The 19,946-nt window shown below is 40.7% G+C and carries 17 protein-coding genes; 10 read left to right on the top strand and 7 right to left on the bottom strand.

Annotation, left to right across the window (positions count from 1 at the left end):
• Positions 1-3: 3 nt before the first annotated feature.
• From ACS8FC_RS04945 to fdx, 8 genes are all read left to right on the top strand, one after another.
• The gene (locus ACS8FC_RS04945) at positions 4-648 is read left to right on the top strand and encodes a hypothetical protein (protein ID WP_345832152.1); all 645 of its coding nucleotides are present in this window, start codon (positions 4-6) and stop codon (positions 646-648) included.
• Positions 649-1,024: 376 nt separating this feature from the next.
• Positions 1,025-1,534, top strand: coding sequence for an Rrf2 family transcriptional regulator (locus ACS8FC_RS04950; protein ID WP_299189044.1), 510 nt, complete (start codon positions 1,025-1,027; stop codon positions 1,532-1,534).
• Complete coding sequence (locus ACS8FC_RS04955; protein ID WP_439260684.1) at positions 1,531-2,757, top strand: IscS subfamily cysteine desulfurase; 1,227 nt, start codon at positions 1,531-1,533, stop codon at positions 2,755-2,757. The genes ACS8FC_RS04950 and ACS8FC_RS04955 overlap by 4 nt, the downstream gene beginning before the upstream one ends.
• A gap of 185 nt (positions 2,758-2,942) precedes the next feature.
• Entirely contained in the window at positions 2,943-3,353 is a 411-nt protein-coding gene (gene iscU, locus ACS8FC_RS04960; protein ID WP_439296033.1) for a Fe-S cluster assembly scaffold IscU, read from the top strand.
• A 253-nt stretch (positions 3,354-3,606) separates the two neighbouring features.
• A complete protein-coding gene (gene iscA, locus ACS8FC_RS04965; RefSeq protein ID WP_299216268.1) occupies positions 3,607-3,927 on the top strand; it encodes an iron-sulfur cluster assembly protein IscA in 321 nt (106 codons plus the stop codon).
• A gap of 150 nt (positions 3,928-4,077) precedes the next feature.
• Positions 4,078-4,671: a Fe-S protein assembly co-chaperone HscB gene (hscB, locus tag ACS8FC_RS04970; protein WP_439296034.1), complete on the top strand. Its 594-nt coding sequence runs from the start codon at positions 4,078-4,080 to the stop codon at positions 4,669-4,671.
• 176 nt (positions 4,672-4,847) lie between these two features.
• Complete coding sequence (gene hscA, locus ACS8FC_RS04975; protein WP_439296035.1) at positions 4,848-6,740, top strand: Fe-S protein assembly chaperone HscA; 1,893 nt, start codon at positions 4,848-4,850, stop codon at positions 6,738-6,740.
• 114 nt (positions 6,741-6,854) lie between these two features.
• Complete coding sequence (fdx, locus tag ACS8FC_RS04980) at positions 6,855-7,193, top strand: ISC system 2Fe-2S type ferredoxin (protein WP_439260680.1); 339 nt, start codon at positions 6,855-6,857, stop codon at positions 7,191-7,193.
• A 129-nt stretch (positions 7,194-7,322) separates the two neighbouring features.
• Here the strand turns inward: fdx and ACS8FC_RS04985 are convergent, their stop codons facing one another.
• The 3 genes from ACS8FC_RS04985 to mfd form a co-directional block, all read right to left on the bottom strand.
• Entirely contained in the window at positions 7,323-8,675 is a 1,353-nt protein-coding gene (locus tag ACS8FC_RS04985) for an adenylate/guanylate cyclase domain-containing protein (RefSeq protein ID WP_439296036.1), read from the bottom strand.
• Between the two features lie 361 nt (positions 8,676-9,036).
• Positions 9,037-9,468 (bottom strand): HIT domain-containing protein, encoded by a 432-nt coding sequence (locus tag ACS8FC_RS04990; RefSeq protein ID WP_439260678.1) that lies wholly within the window; start codon positions 9,466-9,468, stop codon positions 9,037-9,039.
• Positions 9,469-9,674: 206 nt separating this feature from the next.
• Positions 9,675-13,379 carry a transcription-repair coupling factor gene (gene mfd / locus ACS8FC_RS04995; RefSeq protein ID WP_439296037.1) on the bottom strand — a complete coding sequence of 1,235 codons (3,705 nt, stop codon included), beginning with the start codon at positions 13,377-13,379 and terminating at the stop codon, positions 9,675-9,677.
• Between the two features lie 404 nt (positions 13,380-13,783).
• Between mfd and ACS8FC_RS05000 the strand changes: the two genes are divergently transcribed.
• Entirely contained in the window at positions 13,784-15,418 is a 1,635-nt protein-coding gene (locus ACS8FC_RS05000) for a BCCT family transporter (protein WP_299216288.1), read from the top strand.
• Between the two features lie 123 nt (positions 15,419-15,541).
• On the opposite strand, the gene rraA is transcribed toward ACS8FC_RS05000, so the two are convergent.
• Positions 15,542-16,078 carry a ribonuclease E activity regulator RraA gene (rraA, locus tag ACS8FC_RS05005; RefSeq protein WP_439260676.1) on the bottom strand — a complete coding sequence of 179 codons (537 nt, stop codon included), beginning with the start codon at positions 16,076-16,078 and terminating at the stop codon, positions 15,542-15,544.
• Between the two features lie 151 nt (positions 16,079-16,229).
• Positions 16,230-16,955 carry an NAD-dependent epimerase/dehydratase family protein gene (locus ACS8FC_RS05010; RefSeq protein ID WP_439260675.1) on the bottom strand — a complete coding sequence of 242 codons (726 nt, stop codon included), beginning with the start codon at positions 16,953-16,955 and terminating at the stop codon, positions 16,230-16,232.
• A gap of 560 nt (positions 16,956-17,515) precedes the next feature.
• Between ACS8FC_RS05010 and rpsT the strand changes: the two genes are divergently transcribed.
• Positions 17,516-17,782, top strand: coding sequence for a 30S ribosomal protein S20 (gene rpsT / locus ACS8FC_RS05015; RefSeq protein ID WP_058369082.1), 267 nt, complete (start codon positions 17,516-17,518; stop codon positions 17,780-17,782).
• Positions 17,783-17,906: 124 nt separating this feature from the next.
• Here rpsT and ACS8FC_RS05020 read toward each other — a convergent pair whose 3' ends face one another.
• Both ACS8FC_RS05020 and ACS8FC_RS05025 read right to left on the bottom strand, forming a co-directional pair.
• The gene (locus tag ACS8FC_RS05020; protein WP_420884184.1) at positions 17,907-18,680 is read right to left on the bottom strand and encodes a histidine phosphatase family protein; all 774 of its coding nucleotides are present in this window, start codon (positions 18,678-18,680) and stop codon (positions 17,907-17,909) included.
• 242 nt (positions 18,681-18,922) lie between these two features.
• On the bottom strand, positions 18,923-19,720 hold the full coding sequence (locus tag ACS8FC_RS05025) for a metallophosphoesterase (RefSeq protein ID WP_439296038.1): 798 nt from the start codon (positions 19,718-19,720) through the stop codon (positions 18,923-18,925).
• Positions 19,721-19,946: the final 226 nt, after the last annotated feature.

Raw genomic sequence — 19,946 nt, forward strand, 5'->3', positions numbered from 1 at the left:
TACATGAAGCGTACTACATTGTCTCACTCTCTTCTTAATATCATTTTAGTGTTCATTGAGTCAGCATTGACCCTGTTGCTACGTCTAGATCCTGAGCTACGTAAAGCTGCCTACCCACTTGCTAAACAGGGCACTTTGGTTTGTCTGCGCCTCTATTTACCTCATGTAGAGGTTTTTGCAACTTTTAGCTACAAAGGTGTGTTACTCGACGCTCAACTACCTGTTGATCGTAGTGAGCCTGACGTCGTTATCAACGCTTATAGTATTCAAGTGTTGAATGCTCTTACCTCACACGACAGTGAAACAACTGAAAAATTACAAATGCGCGGTGAAGCCATTCAAGTGCAACTGGTTAAGCAGTTTATCACTCAGCTAGGGCTAGGCAGTTTGATCCAAGGTATCGTAAAAAAATTCAAAGGCGGCAGTACTAAGAAAAAGCCTAGTACAGAGGAGATGGAAGAAAAGAAGCATAATTATAAAATACGTATTGCAGAACAACAGACTCAAATAAATACGTTGACCATAAAAAATCGCGAGTTTGAAACAACAGTAAAAGAGCTACAAAGTAGACAAAAAACGCTTACCATTGTATCAGTTGTAGCGACTATCATCGCGATCGGTGCCATCATTGCTTTATTAATGAATTGATCTATTTAGCTTTGCTCTTGTTAAACAACGACACTTAATGACGCTACAGAGCTGTCGTTAAGTGTTCTACTCTTACTGTTCCCCTCTTTGTTATGTCTCTTTTTAAGTCTTAAGTTTACCGATTACTTTTATTAATAACCGTGATAGATAAGATTAACCATACTAAGACACTTTAATCTTGACTAAATTACTCAGGATTAAGTATAATAACTCTATCACAGCACATATCTGGTTAATCATTTGTTGTTTGATGGTGCTAGCATTTAATCTGTTTAGTATCGCCATGATGTAAGTAGTCTTACATTAATTTTATTAATCAATATGCTTAAGCTCGTTATTAAATTTGGCTTATAACTGATCAGCTTGGAGATATTTTATGCGTTTAACTACTCGAGGTAGGTACGCCGTTACCGCTTTATTAGATCTGGCTTTACAGACTAGTCAGCAAGACAGCGCTGTGTCCTTATCTGATATTGCAAAGCGACAGTCTATCTCTATCTCCTATCTTGAACAGCTGTTCTCCAAACTTCGTAAACGTGGCTTGGTTACTAGTATCCGCGGCGCGGCAGGTGGTTACCATTTGGCAAAACCTTTAGATGAAATAGACGTGATGACCATCATCTCTGCTGTTGATGAATCTGTTAACGCGATGCAGTGTGAAGGACGCGGTGATTGTCAAGGCGGTACAATGTGTTTGACCCATGATTTATGGTGTGCATTATCAAATCATATAGAACAGTACTTGAAAAATATAACATTAGCGCAATTATTAGATATGGAAAACGTGCAGTCAGTATCAGAACGTCAGCATACCTCTACTAAAGAGATTTCCTTAAAAGACATTAATACTATTACTTTATCGACCAGCGAGGCAAACCCAGCATGAGCCAACATAACACCCTTATATATTTAGATTATGCCGCTACTACGCCAGTTGCTAAACCAGTAGCTGCTAAGATGAGCGAGTATCTGACTGTAGATGGCATCTTTGGTAATCCAGCCTCGCGCTCACATGGCTATGGTTGGCAAGCAGAAGAAGCGGTAGAGACTGCTCGTGGGCAAATAGCTGAAGTAATCAATGCTGATCCGCGCGAAATCGTCTTTACTTCTGGTGCAACAGAATCTGATAACCTAGCAATCAAAGGTGCAGCACATTTTTATCAGTCTCGTGGTAAGCATATTATTACAAGTAAGATTGAGCATAAAGCAGTATTAGATACTTGCCGTGAGCTTGAGCAAGAAGGTTTTGAGATCACGTACCTTGAGCCGCAAGCAAGTACTGGTCTCATTTTGCCAGAGCAAGTTAAAGAAGCCCTTCGTGACGATACCATCTTAGTATCACTTATGATGGTAAATAATGAGCTTGGTACGATTACCGATGTTGCTGCTATTGGTGAGATTACGCGTGACGCAGGTGTTATTTTCCATGTTGATGGTGCTCAAGCTGTCGGCAAGGTAGTGATCAACCTTGAAGAGATGAAAATTGACTTGATGAGTTTTTCTGGTCACAAAGCATATGGTCCTAAAGGCATTGGCGCATTATTTGTTCGCCGTAAACCGCGCATTCGCCTAAAAGCAGAGCAGCATGGTGGTGGTCATGAGCGTGGTATGCGTTCAGGTACATTACCGACGCATCAAATTGTCGGTATTGGTGCAGCATTCGCTTTAGCTAATGAGCGTTATGAAGAGGATCATGCGCACGCAGCCAAACTACGTCAAAAGCTTTGGGATGGCCTACAAGATATCGAAGAGATTTACTTGAATGGCGATTTAGAACACAGTGTTCCTAACATCGTAAATATCAGCTTTAACTTTGTTGAAGGCGAATCACTGATGATGTCATTGAAAGACTTAGCGGTATCATCTGGTTCAGCCTGTACATCAGCGACGCTTGAGCCATCTTATGTGCTACGTGCAATTGGTCGTCCAGATGAGTTAGCTCACAGCTCGATTCGATTCAGTTTTGGTCGTTATACGACTGAAGAAGATATTGATACTGTGGTTAAGCAAATGCATGAAGCGGTTGATAAGCTGCGTGCCCTATCGCCACTTTGGGATATGTATCAAGAAGGTGTTGATTTAGATTCAGTTGAGTGGGCAGAACATTAATATTTGGTAAGATATATTTAATGAATTAGATAATAATATGGTTATAAAATATAGCCATTTAGTGAGAAATCAGACAATTATAAATAACGTTTTTATATGAAGTGTTTGACCCCAATTATCGATGAGTAGTTAAACCTTTCAATGTTAATAAATAACTACTCATCATCTAACTAGGAGAAAACCCCATGGCCTATAGTGACCAAGTTATTGATCATTACGAAAATCCACGCAACGTTGGCAATCTTGATAAAAATGCCAAAAACGTTGGAACTGGCATGGTCGGTGCCCCAGCTTGTGGTGATGTGATGCGTCTACAAATTCAAGTTGATGATAAAGGTATCATTGAAGACGCTCGCTTCAAAACTTATGGTTGCGGCTCAGCTATTGCGTCAAGCTCACTCGTTACTGAGTGGTTAAAAGGCAAAAGTTTAGATCAAGCTGGCGAAATTAAAAATATGGATATTGCTGAAGAATTGGCATTGCCACCAGTAAAAGTTCATTGTTCTGTGCTTGCAGAAGATGCTATTAAAGCTGCCATAACCGATTATAAAGGTAAGCATGGTACTGCCAAAGTAGCAGAAGAAGCGACAAGTTAAATCTGATAGCATACACAATGTATGCTGTTAGCACTGCTGTAGTAGTGTGAGTTGCATTACTAATAACGCTTAGAGGTGACAATGATGCTTATAGGTGCTTGTCACCTTTTATTTTTAAAAGTCATTAGATTGTGATGAGTTTATTGATATGACCATACATTTATAGTGGTTGTTATCAATGCATAAATTACCATATTGTATAAGTTACTATATTGTTAGTCGTCATCAAATTTAATAGTAAATAGGAGTTGGCATGATTGAGATGACAGAACGCGCCGCTCAGCATGTTCGAGATTTTTTGGATAATCGCGGCAAAGGTGAAGGTATTCGAGTTGGTATTCGTACAGCTGGTTGTTCAGGCCTAGCCTATGTTTTAGAGTTTGTAGATGTACCTGATGATAACGATACACGCTATGAAAGTCGCGGTGTCAGCATTTTTATTGATCCTAAAAGCTTGGTTTATTTAGACGGCTTATTGATGGATTATGAAAAGGAAGGCTTGAACGAAGGCTTTAAATTTACCAACCCCAATCAAAAAGGCGAATGTGGCTGCGGGGAATCCTTTACTGTTTAAAATGTACGATTACGATATTGAGCAAGTAGCAGCATCTTGATGTAAATGTTGCAAAGTTAGTATTGGCCATTAAGCCTCATATAAGTATGTATTTACAATATTCAGTTAAGCAAAGACCTGAAAAACAAACAGAACAGCAAGGCGCATAATATGACAGATGTCACTTTAGAAGCTCAGTTTGATAACTTTTTTGCTCTATTTGAGCATCCTGTACAGTTTGAAGTCGATCAAGATAGCCTTGATCAGCGTTTACGTTTACTACAAAAGCGTTATCATCCAGATAATCTTTCTGTTAATGGTAAAGAGAGCGTAACAGATACCGCGCAAGCAAAGCAACAATCTGAGCAGGCATCAGCCTTGATCAATCAAGCTTATCAAACCCTTAGTGCTCCTGATAGTCGTGCCAGCTATTTACTTGATATGGCTGACCAAGCACAGAATGTAGAACACTCTATTGCTGATTTGGATTTTTTAGAAGATGCGATGCAGATGCGTATTGATTTAGATGAAGCCATCGAAGATAAAGATCGTGCGACATTACAACAACTGCATCCGCAAATCATAGAGCGCTTAGCGCGTCAATCTAAACGTTTTGAAGAAGCTTATGAAAGTGAAGACTGGCAGACTGCCATTGATGCCACACAAAAGCTGAAGTTTTTGGTCAAATTAAATGCTGATGTGACGATCGGTCTTGATGAAGTAGCGAGCGCTGAACACTCAGATGATGATGACCTATATGTTTAAACTTGACGTATGAGTATTACACTCTATATGTATGGTCAAAATATTACTAACAATATTTTCTTATTTTAAGCGCTATTTTCTTCTATTGTAGAGTAAGACTTTAGCCGTTAAACTATCGTCGCCTGCATACTACATTTGCTTCATTTTACTTATCTATTTTATCTTTGAGTTATTTTATGTCTTTATTGCAAATTGCCGAACCCAATCAAAGCGCCCAACCTCACCAACATCGTTTTGGTTTAGGAATTGATCTTGGTACCACACGCTCACTGGTCGCTGTGGTACGTTCAGGCAAAGCGCAAGTCTTAGAGGCAGCTACAACGACTGATACTTTATTACCTTCTGTAGTTTATTATCCAAGTACAGGTAACCCCCTTGTCGGTTACGACGCTCTAGCGCACTTAGCAGATGATCCAAAAAATACGATTGTTTCAGCTAAACGTTTTATGGGCCGTAGCCAAGCTGATATCAAGTTCTCTCATCCTTATGAGCTGTCTGGTCACAAAGATGATATGCCAACGTTTGTCACCGCTCAAGGTGAGGTCTCTCCTGTTGAAGTATCAGCACGGATTTTAGCGGCTCTTGAACAGCGAGCTACGAGTGCCCTACCTATAGATAGTGTAGAAGGTGCTGTGATTACCGTGCCTGCCTATTTTGATGAAGCGCAGCGTCAGGCGACCAAAGATGCGGCACAAGCGGCTGGTATTAATGTACTGCGTTTATTGAATGAACCTACCGCTGCTGCAGTTGCATATGGTCTCGACAAACCCGCTGAAGACTCTGTTAATAGCGAGACTAAAGAAAACTACTACTTAATTTATGATCTTGGTGGTGGCACTTTTGATGTGTCTATTTTAAAGCTTAATGATGGTGTCTTTGAAGTATTAGCAACGGGTGGTAACAGTGCCCTAGGCGGTGATGATATTGATCGTTTGGTGACCAATTGGCTCATCAAACAAGCAAACGTCGATCCTAAAGACGTCAGCCCTCATGATAAATCAATACTTGCGCAGCAGGCTAAAGCCTACAAGCAAGCGCTAACTGATGCCAAACAAGTCGATATTGACATTATTGTCAATGAGCAGTCTTATCAAGGCGTACTGCGTCATGAAGACTTAGTCGCCATCGCTAACCCTGTTAGTCGCCGTACATTAAGCGTGTGTGAACAAGTACTGCGTGATGCAAAGCTATCTAGCACTGATTTAGATGAAGTAATTTTGGTGGGCGGCTCAACCCGTATGCCTGCTATCCAAGACGTTGTGGCTGAGTTTTTCAATAAGCAGCCACTTTGTCGCCTAAATCCAGATGAGGTCGTTGCCTTAGGTGCGGCTCAGACAGCGCATCAACTGGTTAGTGGTGATAGTGATGACCATTTACTATTATTAGATGTGACACCATTATCGCTTGGTCTTGAAACCATGGGCGGTTTGGTTGAAGTATTAATCCCACGTAATACCCCTATTCCTGTTAAAAAGCGTCAAGTGTTTACCACTTATCAAGACGGACAAACGGGCATGGTTGTTCACGTAGTACAAGGTGAGCGCGAAACAGTAGAGAACTGCCGTTCACTGGGACGTTTTGAGCTATATGGCATTCCGCCAATGAAAGCAGGTTTTGCCCGTATTGAAGTGACTTTTAGTATTGATGCTAATGGACAGTTGACAGTTAGTGCACAAGAAACCACAACAAAGACAGAGAGTCAGATTGAGATTGTGCCTTCTTATGGATTATCAGATGAGCAAAAAGAGCAGCTTTTGACTGCTGGATTTAAGCATGCAGAAGAAGATAAAAACGCTCGTTCTTTAATTGAGACTAAAGTAGAAGCTGAGCGCGAAGTGCTCGCGCTACAATCCGCCCTGAACGAGTTTGCTGCTTTATTAACATCGGAGGAGCAGCAGTCCCTTGCTAAGCATATTCAAGGGTTACAAACGGCCCTTGAAACTGACGACTTATCAGTTATCGAGAGAGAACAAGCTTCACTTAAACCGCACAGCGACGCTTTTGCTGCTCGTATTATGAATCAGAGTGTCAAAGCCAGCATGGCAGGTACAAGTGCTCAGGACTGGTAATAGCTACACTGATGACTATAAATCAATAAGTATAATTCATTTAATATAATATATTTATACGTTATAACATTTCATTTTTAGATTTTTAATCGATTAGTATTGGACAGACAATTTATGCCAAAGATTACTGTACTACCCCATCACGAGATTTGCCCTGAAGGTACTGAGGTCGAGCTTCAATCTGGTGATAACTTATGTAAAGCCTTGCTTGAAAAAGGCGTTAAGATTGAACATGCTTGTGAGATGTCAAAAGCATGTACGACCTGTCATGTCGTGGTTCGTAAAGGATTTAATAGCTTAGAAGAAATGGATGATATTGAAGCCGACTTGTTAGATCGTGCTTGGGGACTGGAACCTGATTCACGCCTGTCTTGTCAGGTGATGCTTGATGAAGAAGATTTAACCATAGAAATTCCCAAATATACGCTTAACCATGCTAAAGAAAATCATTAAAGAATAAGCATAAAGTTTTTCTACACTAAAAAGCCAGCTATTAAAATATAATAGCTGGCTTTTTGTTTGGATGAAAAGCTAGTAATCTTCGTTCATTGTGTTGATTAAAAAAACTGCCCCAGTTATCTTTTACTTATTGATTAAAGAATGCTCTTTTTCTTCCTTTTCAATACGTTCAAGTGCGAAGTTCAGTTTGCTTTTAATCTCTTTATAATCATAATTTTGCATGTCTTTAAAATTTAAATGTAGATTAAAGCCAGGTAGAGTATGATCCACCCACTTAGATAAGCGGCCTTTATTAGCGTCAGGGTCTAATACTTGCCAAGCATTGATACTACTATCAAAACCTTTTAACTGATAGGTGCCAGCATATTCGCATTCGTAATCGTGGCAGACATAATCATAAGTCCTTTGACTAATAAGAATATCTCCCTTTCCTGCTATCGATTCAAGACGAGATGCAAGATTTGCCTCTTTACCAATGATAGTATAGCTCATGCGACTATTACTGCCAAAGTTCCCTACATGACAGTAACCGGTGGTAATCCCAATGCGTACATACAGTCCTTCAAAGCCCATCAAACGCCATTCCTGACGTAAACTGCGCATTTCTCGGCGCATATCAATTGCCATGGCCACGCAGTCCAATGCATCTTGCCGCGTCCCTCGACTGTTGGGTTCACCAAAAAAACATATCATACCATCACCAACAAACTTGTCTAGCATCGCGCCGTGTTTGTTGGCAATAACTGTCATACATTTCATATAAGTATTTAAAATATCAGCTAGGTTATCAGAGCTTAGACTGTCAGACAGCTCAGTGAATCCAGCGATGTCTGAAAACATGATCGTAAGTTTCGCTCGTTTATTATTCACATCTACCACATTGTCTGACTTTACAATTGGTTGCCAGACCTGAGGAGGTATGAAACGGGACAATTTACTAATGACTGATACCAAAGTATTAAGTCGTCCCTTTGTCTTCTCTGCCGTGTTTTCGTAACTCAAATATTTATGATAAATCTCCCAAAACTGACAGCATATAGTAATAATACTAGCTAGTAATACAATGGGTGATATAAAGTCATCATTGCAAACCATCATATCGCTATTTAGCATGGTACTGACGTAATAAAACATGACAGTAATGACGATCGAAACAATAATCAGCTTAAGTCGATTTTCAGGCTCACTTAAGATGATTCGAATACCGATCAATAATGACAAACTCAGTGATAAGATGGTACAAAACTGCATACTTCCAATGACTGTTGACAATAGCATTACAACGATATTGGATGTCCAAAAGCTTGGTTGACGCCGGTAGTTGTAAATTAAAATCATTAGACTTGGTAGGCTTACAATTGTAAACAATACCATTGAAATAGAATTAAACTCAAAATGCATAGCGACCAGCACTACAGTAAGCAGTAGGACGAATATCTCTGGATAGTCAAACCGAGCATATTCTTGATTTTTCAATAAAGTCGATGATTTCAATCTACCTAAAAGAGGCATACTTGACAGTCGCTTAGATTAAGACAAGCTAAAAAAGCTTAGAAGAGTGAGTGTTAAATTTTATAATAAAATAGAGAGGAATACAGCTGGTTGATTGGCGGTAATGATCTATGTAGATGTTGTATAAGTTACTAGTAACGTACATTGCTAAAAATGAACAACAGTTAATCAATACTATTCATCCTAGATACCGTTTAACATTACTCAGTAGTGTCAGTAGTTGACGTTCTGGTTATAACGTAAGAAACAGTACAACGCAAAAAATATAAACGTAACCATTCGCCAAGTACTGTATCTAACATTGTATCTAACTGTTGATTAACAACTACATTTGCCAATCAAACGGCATTTGATGATGACCTCGCAATGCAATCATTAATGTTTGCTGCATTTGTGCCAATATATCTTTTGTATATGGTACTGCAGGTACGCCCCATACTGGATTTGGCCATTGCAGATCGTTTTGATAGCGTACTATATGATGAAAGTGTAGCTGTGGAACTTGGTTGCCGAGTGCTGCAACATTCATTTTGTCGGCTTGGAATGTCTTGGCAAGTTGGCTTGACAACCAGCTTGACTCACGTAAAAATTGTGCTTGGTCGGATTCAGACAATTCATACAATTCTTTGATACCTGATACACGTGGTATTAAAACCAGCCAAGGAAACTGGCAGTCATTAATCAAACGACATGTCGACAAGGGAAAATCCCCTACTAAAAAACTATCAGCAGCAAGCTTAGGATGTAGTTGGAACATAATAACGGCTTCTCTTGTTATAAAATATCAATAAAATCAGTTAACAGCTATCTATAATGGCGCTATTTTATCAGTTATCTGTAACGACGTGTTGAACATTCACACATACCTACTGCTGATCATACTCATCTATCAAAACTGTGTTCTATATCGAGGCGAGATGATAACAATATAACACCCTTGACTAAAGAAAACAGAACACGTTTTTAAGCTGTTTCGGCTACTGTATGTTCGCTAAAATAATGCAGTAGCTCTTGGATAGCAGTGACCCGCTGCTGCGGTGTCTCAAGTTTATCTGCGTCATTATAACGAATACCTGAAGCGCCGTTCATACGATAACGTTGACCATCAGATTGAATCAATTTAATGATTGCCAAAGCGTCAACTGGTGTATCGGGTGCAAATTCTAGCGTCACACTATGGCTATTGGCATCAATTTTATTAATTTTTAATGGCTCTGTTTGTAAACGGAGGTCATGAATGGCAAATAGCTGCTTGGTTTGATCTGGCAGCACGCCAAAACGGTCGATCATTTCAGTACGTATGTCGATCAAGGTTTCTTTACTATCCGCATTACTAATCCGTTTATAAAATAATAGGCGCTGGTGTACATCGTGCAGATACTCTTCTGGTATCAGTGCTGAGCTGTGTAAGTTTATTTCACTGGTTAACGATAACGGCGTGCTCAAATCTGGCTCTTTGCCTGCCTTGATGGCTTTGGTAGCCCGTTCGAGCATATCCATATACAGACTAAAACCAATTGCCTGCATATTACCGCTTTGCTGTTTACCCAGTATTTCACCAGCACCGCGAATCTCTAAATCTTCACTCGCCAGCATAAAGCCTGCACCCAATGTATTGGCGCGCTCAATCGCATGTAATCGGCGTTTGGCATCCCCTTTAAGACCCTTAAGCGATGGTACTAATAGATAGCAGTAGGCTTGATGATGACTGCGACCGACACGGCCACGCAACTGATGCAGCTGAGCCAGGCCAAATTTGTCAGCGCGCTCAATAATAATAGTATTGGCATTCGGTACATCGATACCAGTTTCAATAATAGTTGTACAAATTAACACATTGAATTTTTTATGGTAGTACTGCTGCATGATTTGTTCAAGCTGACGCTCCTGCATCTGTCCATGAGCGACCCCTACGCGCGCCTCTGGTACCAGCTCGCGAATAGTCTCTGCCATACGCTCAATACTTGCGACATCATTGTGCAATAAGTATACCTGTCCGCCGCGTAGCAACTCACGTAAAATAGCCTCTTTCATTAGAGCTTCTGTCTTTTGCATGACAAAAGTTTTAATAGCCAAACGACGTGCAGGCGGGGTTGCAATAATAGACATATCTCGCATACCAGATAACGCCATGTTAAGCGTTCTAGGTATCGGTGTCGCTGTCATCGACAAACTATCTACATCAGTCTGAATAGCCTTAATACGCTCTTTGTGACGTACACCAAAGCGATGTTCTTCATCGACGATCATCAACCCCAAGTTAGAAAACTTGACATCAGGCTGTAATAGCTTATGCGTACCTATCACAATATCAACTTTACCAGCAGCCAAATCTGCTAGCACCGTCTCCTGATGCTTTTTACCACCAAACCGTGATAAGGTCTCGATACGGACAGGCCAATCAGCAAAACGGTCGCGGAAGTTGTCTTCGTGCTGTCCTGCAAGCAAAGTAGTCGGTACTAATACGGCAACCTGATAACCAGCGCTGACGGCAATAAACGCAGCTCGCATGGCAACCTCTGTTTTACCAAAGCCCACATCACCACAAATAAGACGATCCATCGGCTGGTTTTGTCTCATATCTTCGATAACCGCGTGAATAGCGTTGGCTTGATCCGGGGTCTCTTCAAAAGCAAACTGGCTGGCAAACAGATCATATTGTGAGATATTTATTTTAAAATGAATACCCACTTTGGCTTCGCGCCTTGCTTGCATATTGAGCAGCTCTGCCGCCACATCATGAATTTGCTGCAATGCTTTTTGCTTGGCTTTGTCCCATTTTCCACTACCAATTTTGTGTAGAGGAGCAAGTGCTGGATCACCACCACTGTAACGACTGATCATTTGTAGACTGGCTACTGGTACATAAATACTGGCATCATCGGCGTATTTTAGATGGATAAATTCTTGCTCACCGTCACCCACATCTAAAATAATGAGGCCATTATAGCGACCAATACCATGCTCGATATGGACAATAGGACTGCCTTGTGTCATTTCAGTGACACTTTTGACCAAGAACTCTTCTGATACGCCACTTTGTCGACGGCGACGTGTTTGTAGTACTTGCCTACCGAATAGCTGAGTCTCACTAATCAGCACCAAACGTTCGGGGACAAAGACTCCGCGCTCAATCGGTGCAACTGTCAGACCAACATATGGTTTTTGGCTTGAATTGTTGTCACTGACCTTGTCTGCTGCTAAAAAATCTTTGAAGCTGTCATAGGTTTTTATATCAATTTTACCTTTGAACAGCTCAATGAGAATCTCTCGACGACCTGCAGTTTCAGCGACAATTAATACTGGTGTACCTGTTTCTACCTGCAGATGTAAAAAATCCAACAGTTCGGTTAAAGGTTCTGCCTTTTGGTGGTTTACTGTCAGTTGTGGCGGCATTTGCGCGCTTAATGTGACTAGGCCTTGTTGTTTGGTTTGCGATACAGTAGATGCGGATGCTTCTTGGCCATTAAGATCTGCTACATCTGTCATAGATGCAAGCTCTTCTCTTGCACTTAATATCACTCGTGGATACTGGTTTAAATGCTCATTCAGCGTATTGGATAATAAATACAATAGCTCTGGTGCTACGATAGGTTTATCAATATCATGACGACGCTCTTCATAGCGGCGCTGGATTTGCGACCAGTAATCCGCTTGGCGCTCATTGATTAGCTCATCTGTAATGAACAAAGCATCTTTAGGCAAATAATTGAATAAGCTGCTCTCTTGCTGCCAATCTTCTAGATCAAAAAACAACGGTTGATAATATTCAAGCCCACTACTCGCAATTCCTGCCATCACATCTTTATGTAACTCAGATTTACGGCTACTAGCATTTGGGAACATTGCAGCAAAATTCATGCGAAAAGTGTCTTTCCCATCTTCTAAAGGAAACTCTTTTGCAGGTAGTATTTGAAACTTCTTAATAGGTTTTGAGATATCGGGCAATTTATGCAACAACGATAGCGACTCTTGACCCATACTTTTATCATTACCGGAGACCATAGCCTTTAGATCATCATCGGTCAACGTACGCTGAGTCTGCGGGTGAAAAAAGCGAATTGTCTCAATTTCATCATCAAATAAATCTAGGCGCAGTGGAAATGGCTGACCCATCGCAAAAATATCAATAATACTACCGCGTACTGCAAACTCGCCTGGCTCAAATACATTGTCAACCGCACGGTAGCCCGCTTTCGCTAGTAGCTCACGTTGAGTATGGATATCAAATTGATCACCAACACCTAAATCAAAGTGTTGTCCAATCAGCCAGCTAGGCGGTGCAACGCGATGCATCAAAGCTTGTACAGATATGAGTAGCACACCTGACGTTGGCATATCTGTCAATAAGTTGATTCGTTCACTAACGATATCTTGGTGCGGGGACAGCTCATCATACGTTAGCGTCTCCCAGTCAGGAAAGACATAAGCATCAACGCCGCAAAATGCCAGTTCAGTCTCTATCTGGTTGAGCTGGTTTTGATCTCGAGCTACGACCACTTTCAAACGTTCTGACACTTCCCATATAGTCGTTTTGACCAAACTTGCTAACCATAGACTGCCTACTGCACCATGTACGGGTGCAAGCCAGCGTCTTTGCAAGTTTTGGATAGGAAATAGCTGTTCATTAATGGGAGCAAAAGCGTCAGTTAGGGCAGTGATAGACATAGCAGGTAGGATCTATTTAAGAATCTGGCAGTTATTATACGAATATTTTCGCAATTGACCAAAACTAATTTACACTTTAACAGGCTGCTACGATTTGACAAAACTAAACGGTTTGTTAACATGGCACGCTTTTGGCTATTCTTGTTTTAAGCTAACTTTCCATTGTTAGCATTTAATTATTTCTATATAAACTTTTGCATAGTATTTTGAATAAATATCTCCTATACATGCCTTTTATTGAGTCTCGATTATTCAGTAGCTTGCACTCTCTGTAAAGCGCCAACAGCATTTTTACATTACCTAAAATCTAAAGCTTGTAGCTGCCAAAAACTGTTTATTAGTCATAAATAGTCGATACTTTGACGGTGTCCAGCTCAGCTAACTCATCAGGAGATTCGTCACCTATGAACGAGCAAAAACAGATTCCAAAGCCCCTTCTCGATAAATTTCGTCGCAGGCTTTATACCACTGAACATACAGTTGGTGAAAATAACACTGAAATATTGGGTTTAGATTTACACAGACCTGTATTCTTCTTTACCGCTATTGCCGTTGTTGGCTTTGTATTATTTGCTTTATTACTACCGAATATAGCCAATTCTTGGCTTAATGGTACTAAAGATTGGGTGGTCAATGGTTTTGACTGGCTCTTTGTCAGCACAGCTAATATTATGGTGATATTTAGTCTGATATTGGTTGTGTCTCCCTATGGCAGCATCCGAATTGGCGGTATAAATGCCAAACCTGAGTTCAATCGGCGCTCGTGGCTCTCCATGTTGTTCGCAGCTGGCATGGGCATCGGCCTTATGTTTTGGAGTGTGGCTGAGCCATTGGCTTATGCAAGCGGTTGGGCAGGTACACCACTTGGTGTCGCAGCAGGCAGCCCTGAAGCTTACCATGCTGCTATGGGTGCGACCATGTACCACTGGGGTTTGCACCCTTGGGGTATCTATGCAGTAGTTGGTTTGTCATTGGCCCTATTTGCTTACAATTTTCGCTTCCCATTGACCATGCGCTCCGTATTTTATCCTATTTTTAAAGAAAAGACATGGGGGCTGCCTGGTCATATTATTGATATATTGGCCGTACTAGCGACGATATTTGGTCTAGCGACTTCGCTGGGTTTGGGTGCTCAACAAGCGGCCAGCGGACTTAATTATTTGTTTGGTTGGGACTTTGCAGGTAATTCGCTTGAGATTACCATTATAGTTGTAGTGACTGCTCTTGCTACAATATCTGTAGCACGTGGCCTTGATGGCGGGGTTAAGCTATTGAGTAACGTCAATATGTTAGTCGCTTTATCTTTGTTGCTGTTTGTGTTTTTCGTTGGCAACTCAATCGGATTGCTGAGTAAAATCGGTGCCACTGCTGTTGATTATGCAACTTATATTATCCCGTTATCGAATCCTATAGGCCGCGGTGACGACGAATTCTTTCATGGCTGGACAGTGTTTTATTGGGCATGGTGGATCAGCTGGTCACCTTTTGTAGGTATGTTTATTGCTCGTATTTCAAAAGGCCGTACAGTACGTGAGTTTATTACCTCAGTAATGTTGGCCCCTACGCTTGTAACCATCGTCTGGATGACGGTATTTGGACAGTCAGGATTGAGCCAATATGATAATCAAGTCGGTGAGCTGGCAGGAGGGGTCAGTGATGCTTCCTTAACCTTATTTCAGATGCTGGCAAATCTTCCTCTAGGGACCATTACCTCTTTAATTGCTATTATTCTAGTAATGGTGTTTTTTGTGACTTCATCAGACTCAGGCTCTTTAGTGGTTGATACGATTACGGCAGGTGGTAAGCTTGAAGCTTCAATATATCAGCGTATATTTTGGGCTGTTGCTCAAGGACTTATCGCTATTGCTCTTCTCTATGGCGGCGGTGCGCAAGCCCTAAAAACCATTCAAGCAGGCTCAGTAAGTACGGGCTTGCCTTTTACCTCGGTGTTGATCGTTATGTGTATTAGCTTATGGCTTGGTCTACGCAGGATTTATAAAGCACGCGAACAACTACTCTCAGAGCTTGAAAAATACTAATGAATCATTTACTTTCAACCAAAAAACCCAGTTCCGTAATTTGAACTGGGTTTTTTAATTATCATATAATTACTTATAATATATAATTATTTATAATTACAATCGATTTATACTAACAATACTTTACGCTATTAAAGACTTATGACTTGCAATAATGCCATTATTATCTGCATAGACAAACATGCCAGAATTTAAAGTCAGGTCGCCAAAGCTAATTTCAATATCTGTTTGACCCTCATTTCGGCGTGTTGACTTGCGCGGGATACAGCCTAATGCCATCACACCGATATTCATTTGCGCCATGTCATCGACATCACGGACGCAGCCATACACAATAACTCCAGCCCAGCCATTATCAATCGCTGACTGTGCAATCATATCGCCGAGCAGCGCACAGCGCATTGAACCACCACCATCGACGACCAACACTTTGCCTGCACCGTTATCGTCTTTGCCATTACTATTCAATAATGCCTTCACACGGCTATTATCTTCAAAGCATTTTACTGTCACAATTTCGCCGCAAAACTTATCTTTTGCGCCAAAACTCTGAAAGGTCTTGCCCTCAATATTTGGTAAGCAGACTTGTGATTCAGGATTGGCATCCAATAAATCACAGGTTACAAAGTTCTCTTTATTCATTGCTGTTGATTCTGACATAGCTATTTACTCCTTGTTAATGACTATCAGTTATTTTGCAATCTATGGTCTTGCTATTATTGATATTACTTTATCAGCAAATGCTTAGGCTATTATCTTCCAAACAAGTTTGGTCGTTTGGCCTAACTTACCGACATAGTAATGTCGTGATTCATTTTTTGACACGAGTCATCGCTAGCATCTGCTTATTCTCGATAATATCAGTCATACTGGGCTTTGATTCAGAGAGCTTTGATTCAGAACGATAATCGCTGTATTTACGACGTTCGTACATATCATGGGCGGTCATTGCCATCGAAATCGCGACACGTTTGGCTGAAATGGGATGCAGCGGTAATGATTCAGACACTAAAGGCGAGATGATTTTAAAGGCTTTTTGACTAATGCTCTCGATTGGTCGACCTTTATGCTTACCCAATAATAATGAGGGACGAAAAACAGCCAAACGCTCAAACCCTAGGCTCATAATGGTTTGTTCAGTTTCTGCTTTTACTCTATTATATAAAAACCGACTGTCAACGTCAGCATTCATTGCAGACAATAAAAAAAAGTTTTTAACCCCTTTATCAAAGCATAACTTGGCAAAACTTACGTTATAGTCATAATCTACTTTTCGAAAAGCCTCATCGCTGCCTGCTTGCTTCTTAGTTGTACCAAGGCAACTGAAAGCATCCGTTGTAGCATCCACACCGATGTTTGCAAAAACGTCGGCTAAGTTATCAAAGTCATTCACCTGATAGAATCTCATACTAGCATTTATATACCTCGGTGGACGTCTGGCAATGACTATTAATGTATCATAGAGTTCACTAAGCTGCTTCGCAAGATGCTGACCAACCAAGCCTGTCGCGCCAATTAAAATTGCTTTTTGCTGCATATCCTATCCATTATTCATAATCGTAAAGTATTATAGAGACTATTTTATGACTTTTAGGTTTATGGTTTTCGAGTCGTACTATAGACGATTCACTATAAAACCCATACAGTGCGTGGCTAGTAACCTACTGGTTTTACGTAAAACGGACTATGCCCTATATTATAGGGCAGTATCATAACTAAGTTACCCTATAACTGTCGCTACTATTCATGATTTATTGTAAGAGTTTTTATCAATGGTTCGATTATTAACCACTATTTATCTATATACCTAACTTTATACATATTAGCATAACGACACATACAACTTCTTTTCGCTTTGATGGTCAAATATATTGTTCTAAGCGCAATAATTTGCTAAGATATCCGGCTTTACATGTCATAGCTATTTAATTATTCCAGATGGCTTTGACGCTACCGATGATTTATTAATATTAGGAAGTCTAATATTGAACATCGATATCATGTTTGACGAGACGGCTGCTCGTCACCGATGATTGTTAAACTCATTATTCCAATCAACATTCATATTTTTATCTGTCTTTCATAAAGGAGATACGCGTGGCTAACACTGCACAAGCTCGTAAACGCGCCCGTCAAAACACTAAACGTCGCCAAAACTCAGCGTCACAACGCTCTATGGTTCGTACTTATTTAAAGCGTGTCGACGCAGCAATCGAATCTAAAGATTATGATGCAGCTACCGAAGCTTATAAAAAAGCGGTACCTGTTCTTGATCGTATGGCTGACAAAGGCATTATTCATAAGAATAAATCTGCCCGTCGTAAGAGCCGTCTAAACAAAGCTATCAAAGCTCTTCAAGCTTAAGATTAGTAGCTTTAACAAGCGTTCATAAAAAAACCTTGTCCTAGTGGCAAGGTTTTTTTATATCTATTCAAAATGTAATATTTAATACTGTCCCTTGTAGTTTTAGCCTCGCGCCGCTTTAATACTACGTCCATCTCACTTTCGGCGGTAATAATAGCTTACTAGGATGAAAACCAGCAGCACGGTAGCTATCTATTAACGTATTGATCGGGCGAACATAAACCTCTCCGCGCCAAACAAAATATGCATTAGCCTGCTCAAATGGCTTATCATCAAACCATAAAAACACGCCTTCCATCATTTTGGGCCAGTCGTTCCAATCAATCTCAATCACATCGAACATTATCGCTAAAAAAGCAGATAGTAACGTATCATGACTCACTGCCAACATTAAATGTCCATGCTGTGGCTGGTTTTGATAAAAAAGCGATAAAATATCGAGTCCACCTTGATAGGCATTTTTTGTACCTTCAAGGTTACCTTGTAAAAAACGATTAATAAAATTGAGCACACCAATCTCTTTAAAGACTGCATTCGCAATTTCAGGCTCAGTAACCAAGCTACCTGGCTCAACCAATAACGATTGATGCGCTATCGGTCGTTGTAATCCTGCCCCTTCTTGCATTAGCTGCGCGGTATCAATACAACGTCCAATAGGGCTTGAGATGCTATCTACGTCGAGAGAATATGGTAGATGACCAGCTAACCAGCGCCCCCAAGACTTTGCTAATACGCGTCCTTTAGGTGTAAGTGGCAGCTGGTAGCTGGCAAACCCGTTACCATCGGAGCGCTCACGCAAAGAGTGTCTAGTAAACAAAATCAAGCGCTTATTCTCGGGTAACAAGTTAACCGAAGAAATCATACTATCAGGCAGATGCGCTGGGGCAGGCGCGCTCATCTTAAGAGGCTTTTGAGCATTGGACTGCTCAGAACGTGATGATTCAGAAAATTTACTCATAGCAGCTAGCGTAGCAGATTATTGGATACTAGTGAACGAAATATGAGCAGACCAACAATAAAAATGTCAGTAACAAAGTATAACGATAGATAAGTCATATAGAGACTACAACACCAAATGCTCATGGCTTACAGGCAGCATTGTGTAGGCTGTATCGCATAATTCACATCATTCAAGATATGCTAGCCAATATCGATAACTCTATCCCACGCAAACTCAATCTCAGTGCTACTAACTTCGTTAGGATATGCACGAGGATTGACAATCACGCGGGTATTACCAATACGGTAATCAAACGCTTCATGGGTATGGCCGTGTACCCATAGGGTTGGTGCCCAATCCTTATGCATCCAGCTAGATAAATCACTAACAAAAGCTGCGTTACTGGGCAGCGTAGCATACTTTTCAGAGACCGATAAGGCGCTAATACTATGATGAGTCATCACGATTGTTTTTTTTCCTAATTGCTGCGCCTCAATCAACGCCTGCTTTAACCATTGGCGCTGTTGAATATGTAGCTCAATCGATATTTCAGGAGAAAATAGCCCATTACCTGCATATATCTGCTTATAATCACGCATAAAACGTTTAGCAACTACCATCGTATCTTCATTGGCTTGATACTGATAATCTGTCCACAACGTACACCCCAAAATACGTACCTCACCAATATCGAGATGCTGGCACTGTAAGACGCGAACGCCTAGCTGCGAATCGGTATTATAGTTGTCCCAAGTGGCTAATCTTTTATCAAAATGCAATACATCTTCATTAAAGTACTCATGGTTGCCTGCAATGGTAATAAGGGGCACTTGCAGACGTTCTGCCTGCTCTCGTAACCATGGCATACCACTATCGCTGTTGGCAGTATCCCCTGCTACTAATATCACGTCAGCGTCAGTTTTGGGAATATGACCTACGGGATGTGATTGACGTGCATAACTGTCAATATGTAAGTCACTTAATATCTGTAATTTCATATTATCCATTATTGTCTAATAACACCAGCTGTAGAAGCATCAAACAATGATCACAAGCATAAGTACTCTATTTGTGGTTTACTTAGCACTGAGCAAGTTTGACACTGCCAATCATAGTTTCGCAACTGGTATACATATAAAGTTAAATAGTGTAGCACCTTTTTTGCTACCTACAAAAAGCAAAAATGCAGCTGTTTAAGCTGCACCTCTTATAACATTATAAACA

Source organism: Psychrobacter sp. 1Y4, assembly GCF_051847555.1.

Bases quoted from the DNA above. Each gene is read 5' to 3' on its own strand.
- ACS8FC_RS05020 (WP_420884184.1), bottom strand. From the start codon at position 18,680: ATGAGCGCGCCTGCCCCAGCGCATCTGCCTGATAGTATGATTTCTTCG.
- mfd (WP_439296037.1), bottom strand. From the start codon at position 13,379: ATGTCTATCACTGCCCTAACTGACGCTTTTGCTCCCATTAATGAACAG.
- ACS8FC_RS05000 (WP_299216288.1), top strand. From the start codon at position 13,784: ATGAACGAGCAAAAACAGATTCCAAAGCCCCTTCTCGATAAATTTCGT.
- ACS8FC_RS04955 (WP_439260684.1), top strand. From the start codon at position 1,531: ATGAGCCAACATAACACCCTTATATATTTAGATTATGCCGCTACTACG.
- ACS8FC_RS05010 (WP_439260675.1), bottom strand. From the start codon at position 16,955: ATGCAGCAAAAAGCAATTTTAATTGGCGCGACAGGCTTGGTTGGTCAG.
- iscA (WP_299216268.1), top strand. From the start codon at position 3,607: ATGATTGAGATGACAGAACGCGCCGCTCAGCATGTTCGAGATTTTTTG.
- hscB (WP_439296034.1), top strand. From the start codon at position 4,078: ATGACAGATGTCACTTTAGAAGCTCAGTTTGATAACTTTTTTGCTCTA.
- iscU (WP_439296033.1), top strand. From the start codon at position 2,943: ATGGCCTATAGTGACCAAGTTATTGATCATTACGAAAATCCACGCAAC.
- ACS8FC_RS04945 (WP_345832152.1), top strand. From the start codon at position 4: ATGAAGCGTACTACATTGTCTCACTCTCTTCTTAATATCATTTTAGTG.
- ACS8FC_RS04950 (WP_299189044.1), top strand. From the start codon at position 1,025: ATGCGTTTAACTACTCGAGGTAGGTACGCCGTTACCGCTTTATTAGAT.
- ACS8FC_RS05025 (WP_439296038.1), bottom strand. From the start codon at position 19,720: ATGAAATTACAGATATTAAGTGACTTACATATTGACAGTTATGCACGT.
- rraA (WP_439260676.1), bottom strand. From the start codon at position 16,078: ATGTCAGAATCAACAGCAATGAATAAAGAGAACTTTGTAACCTGTGAT.
- fdx (WP_439260680.1), top strand. From the start codon at position 6,855: ATGCCAAAGATTACTGTACTACCCCATCACGAGATTTGCCCTGAAGGT.
- hscA (WP_439296035.1), top strand. From the start codon at position 4,848: ATGTCTTTATTGCAAATTGCCGAACCCAATCAAAGCGCCCAACCTCAC.
- ACS8FC_RS04990 (WP_439260678.1), bottom strand. From the start codon at position 9,468: ATGTTCCAACTACATCCTAAGCTTGCTGCTGATAGTTTTTTAGTAGGG.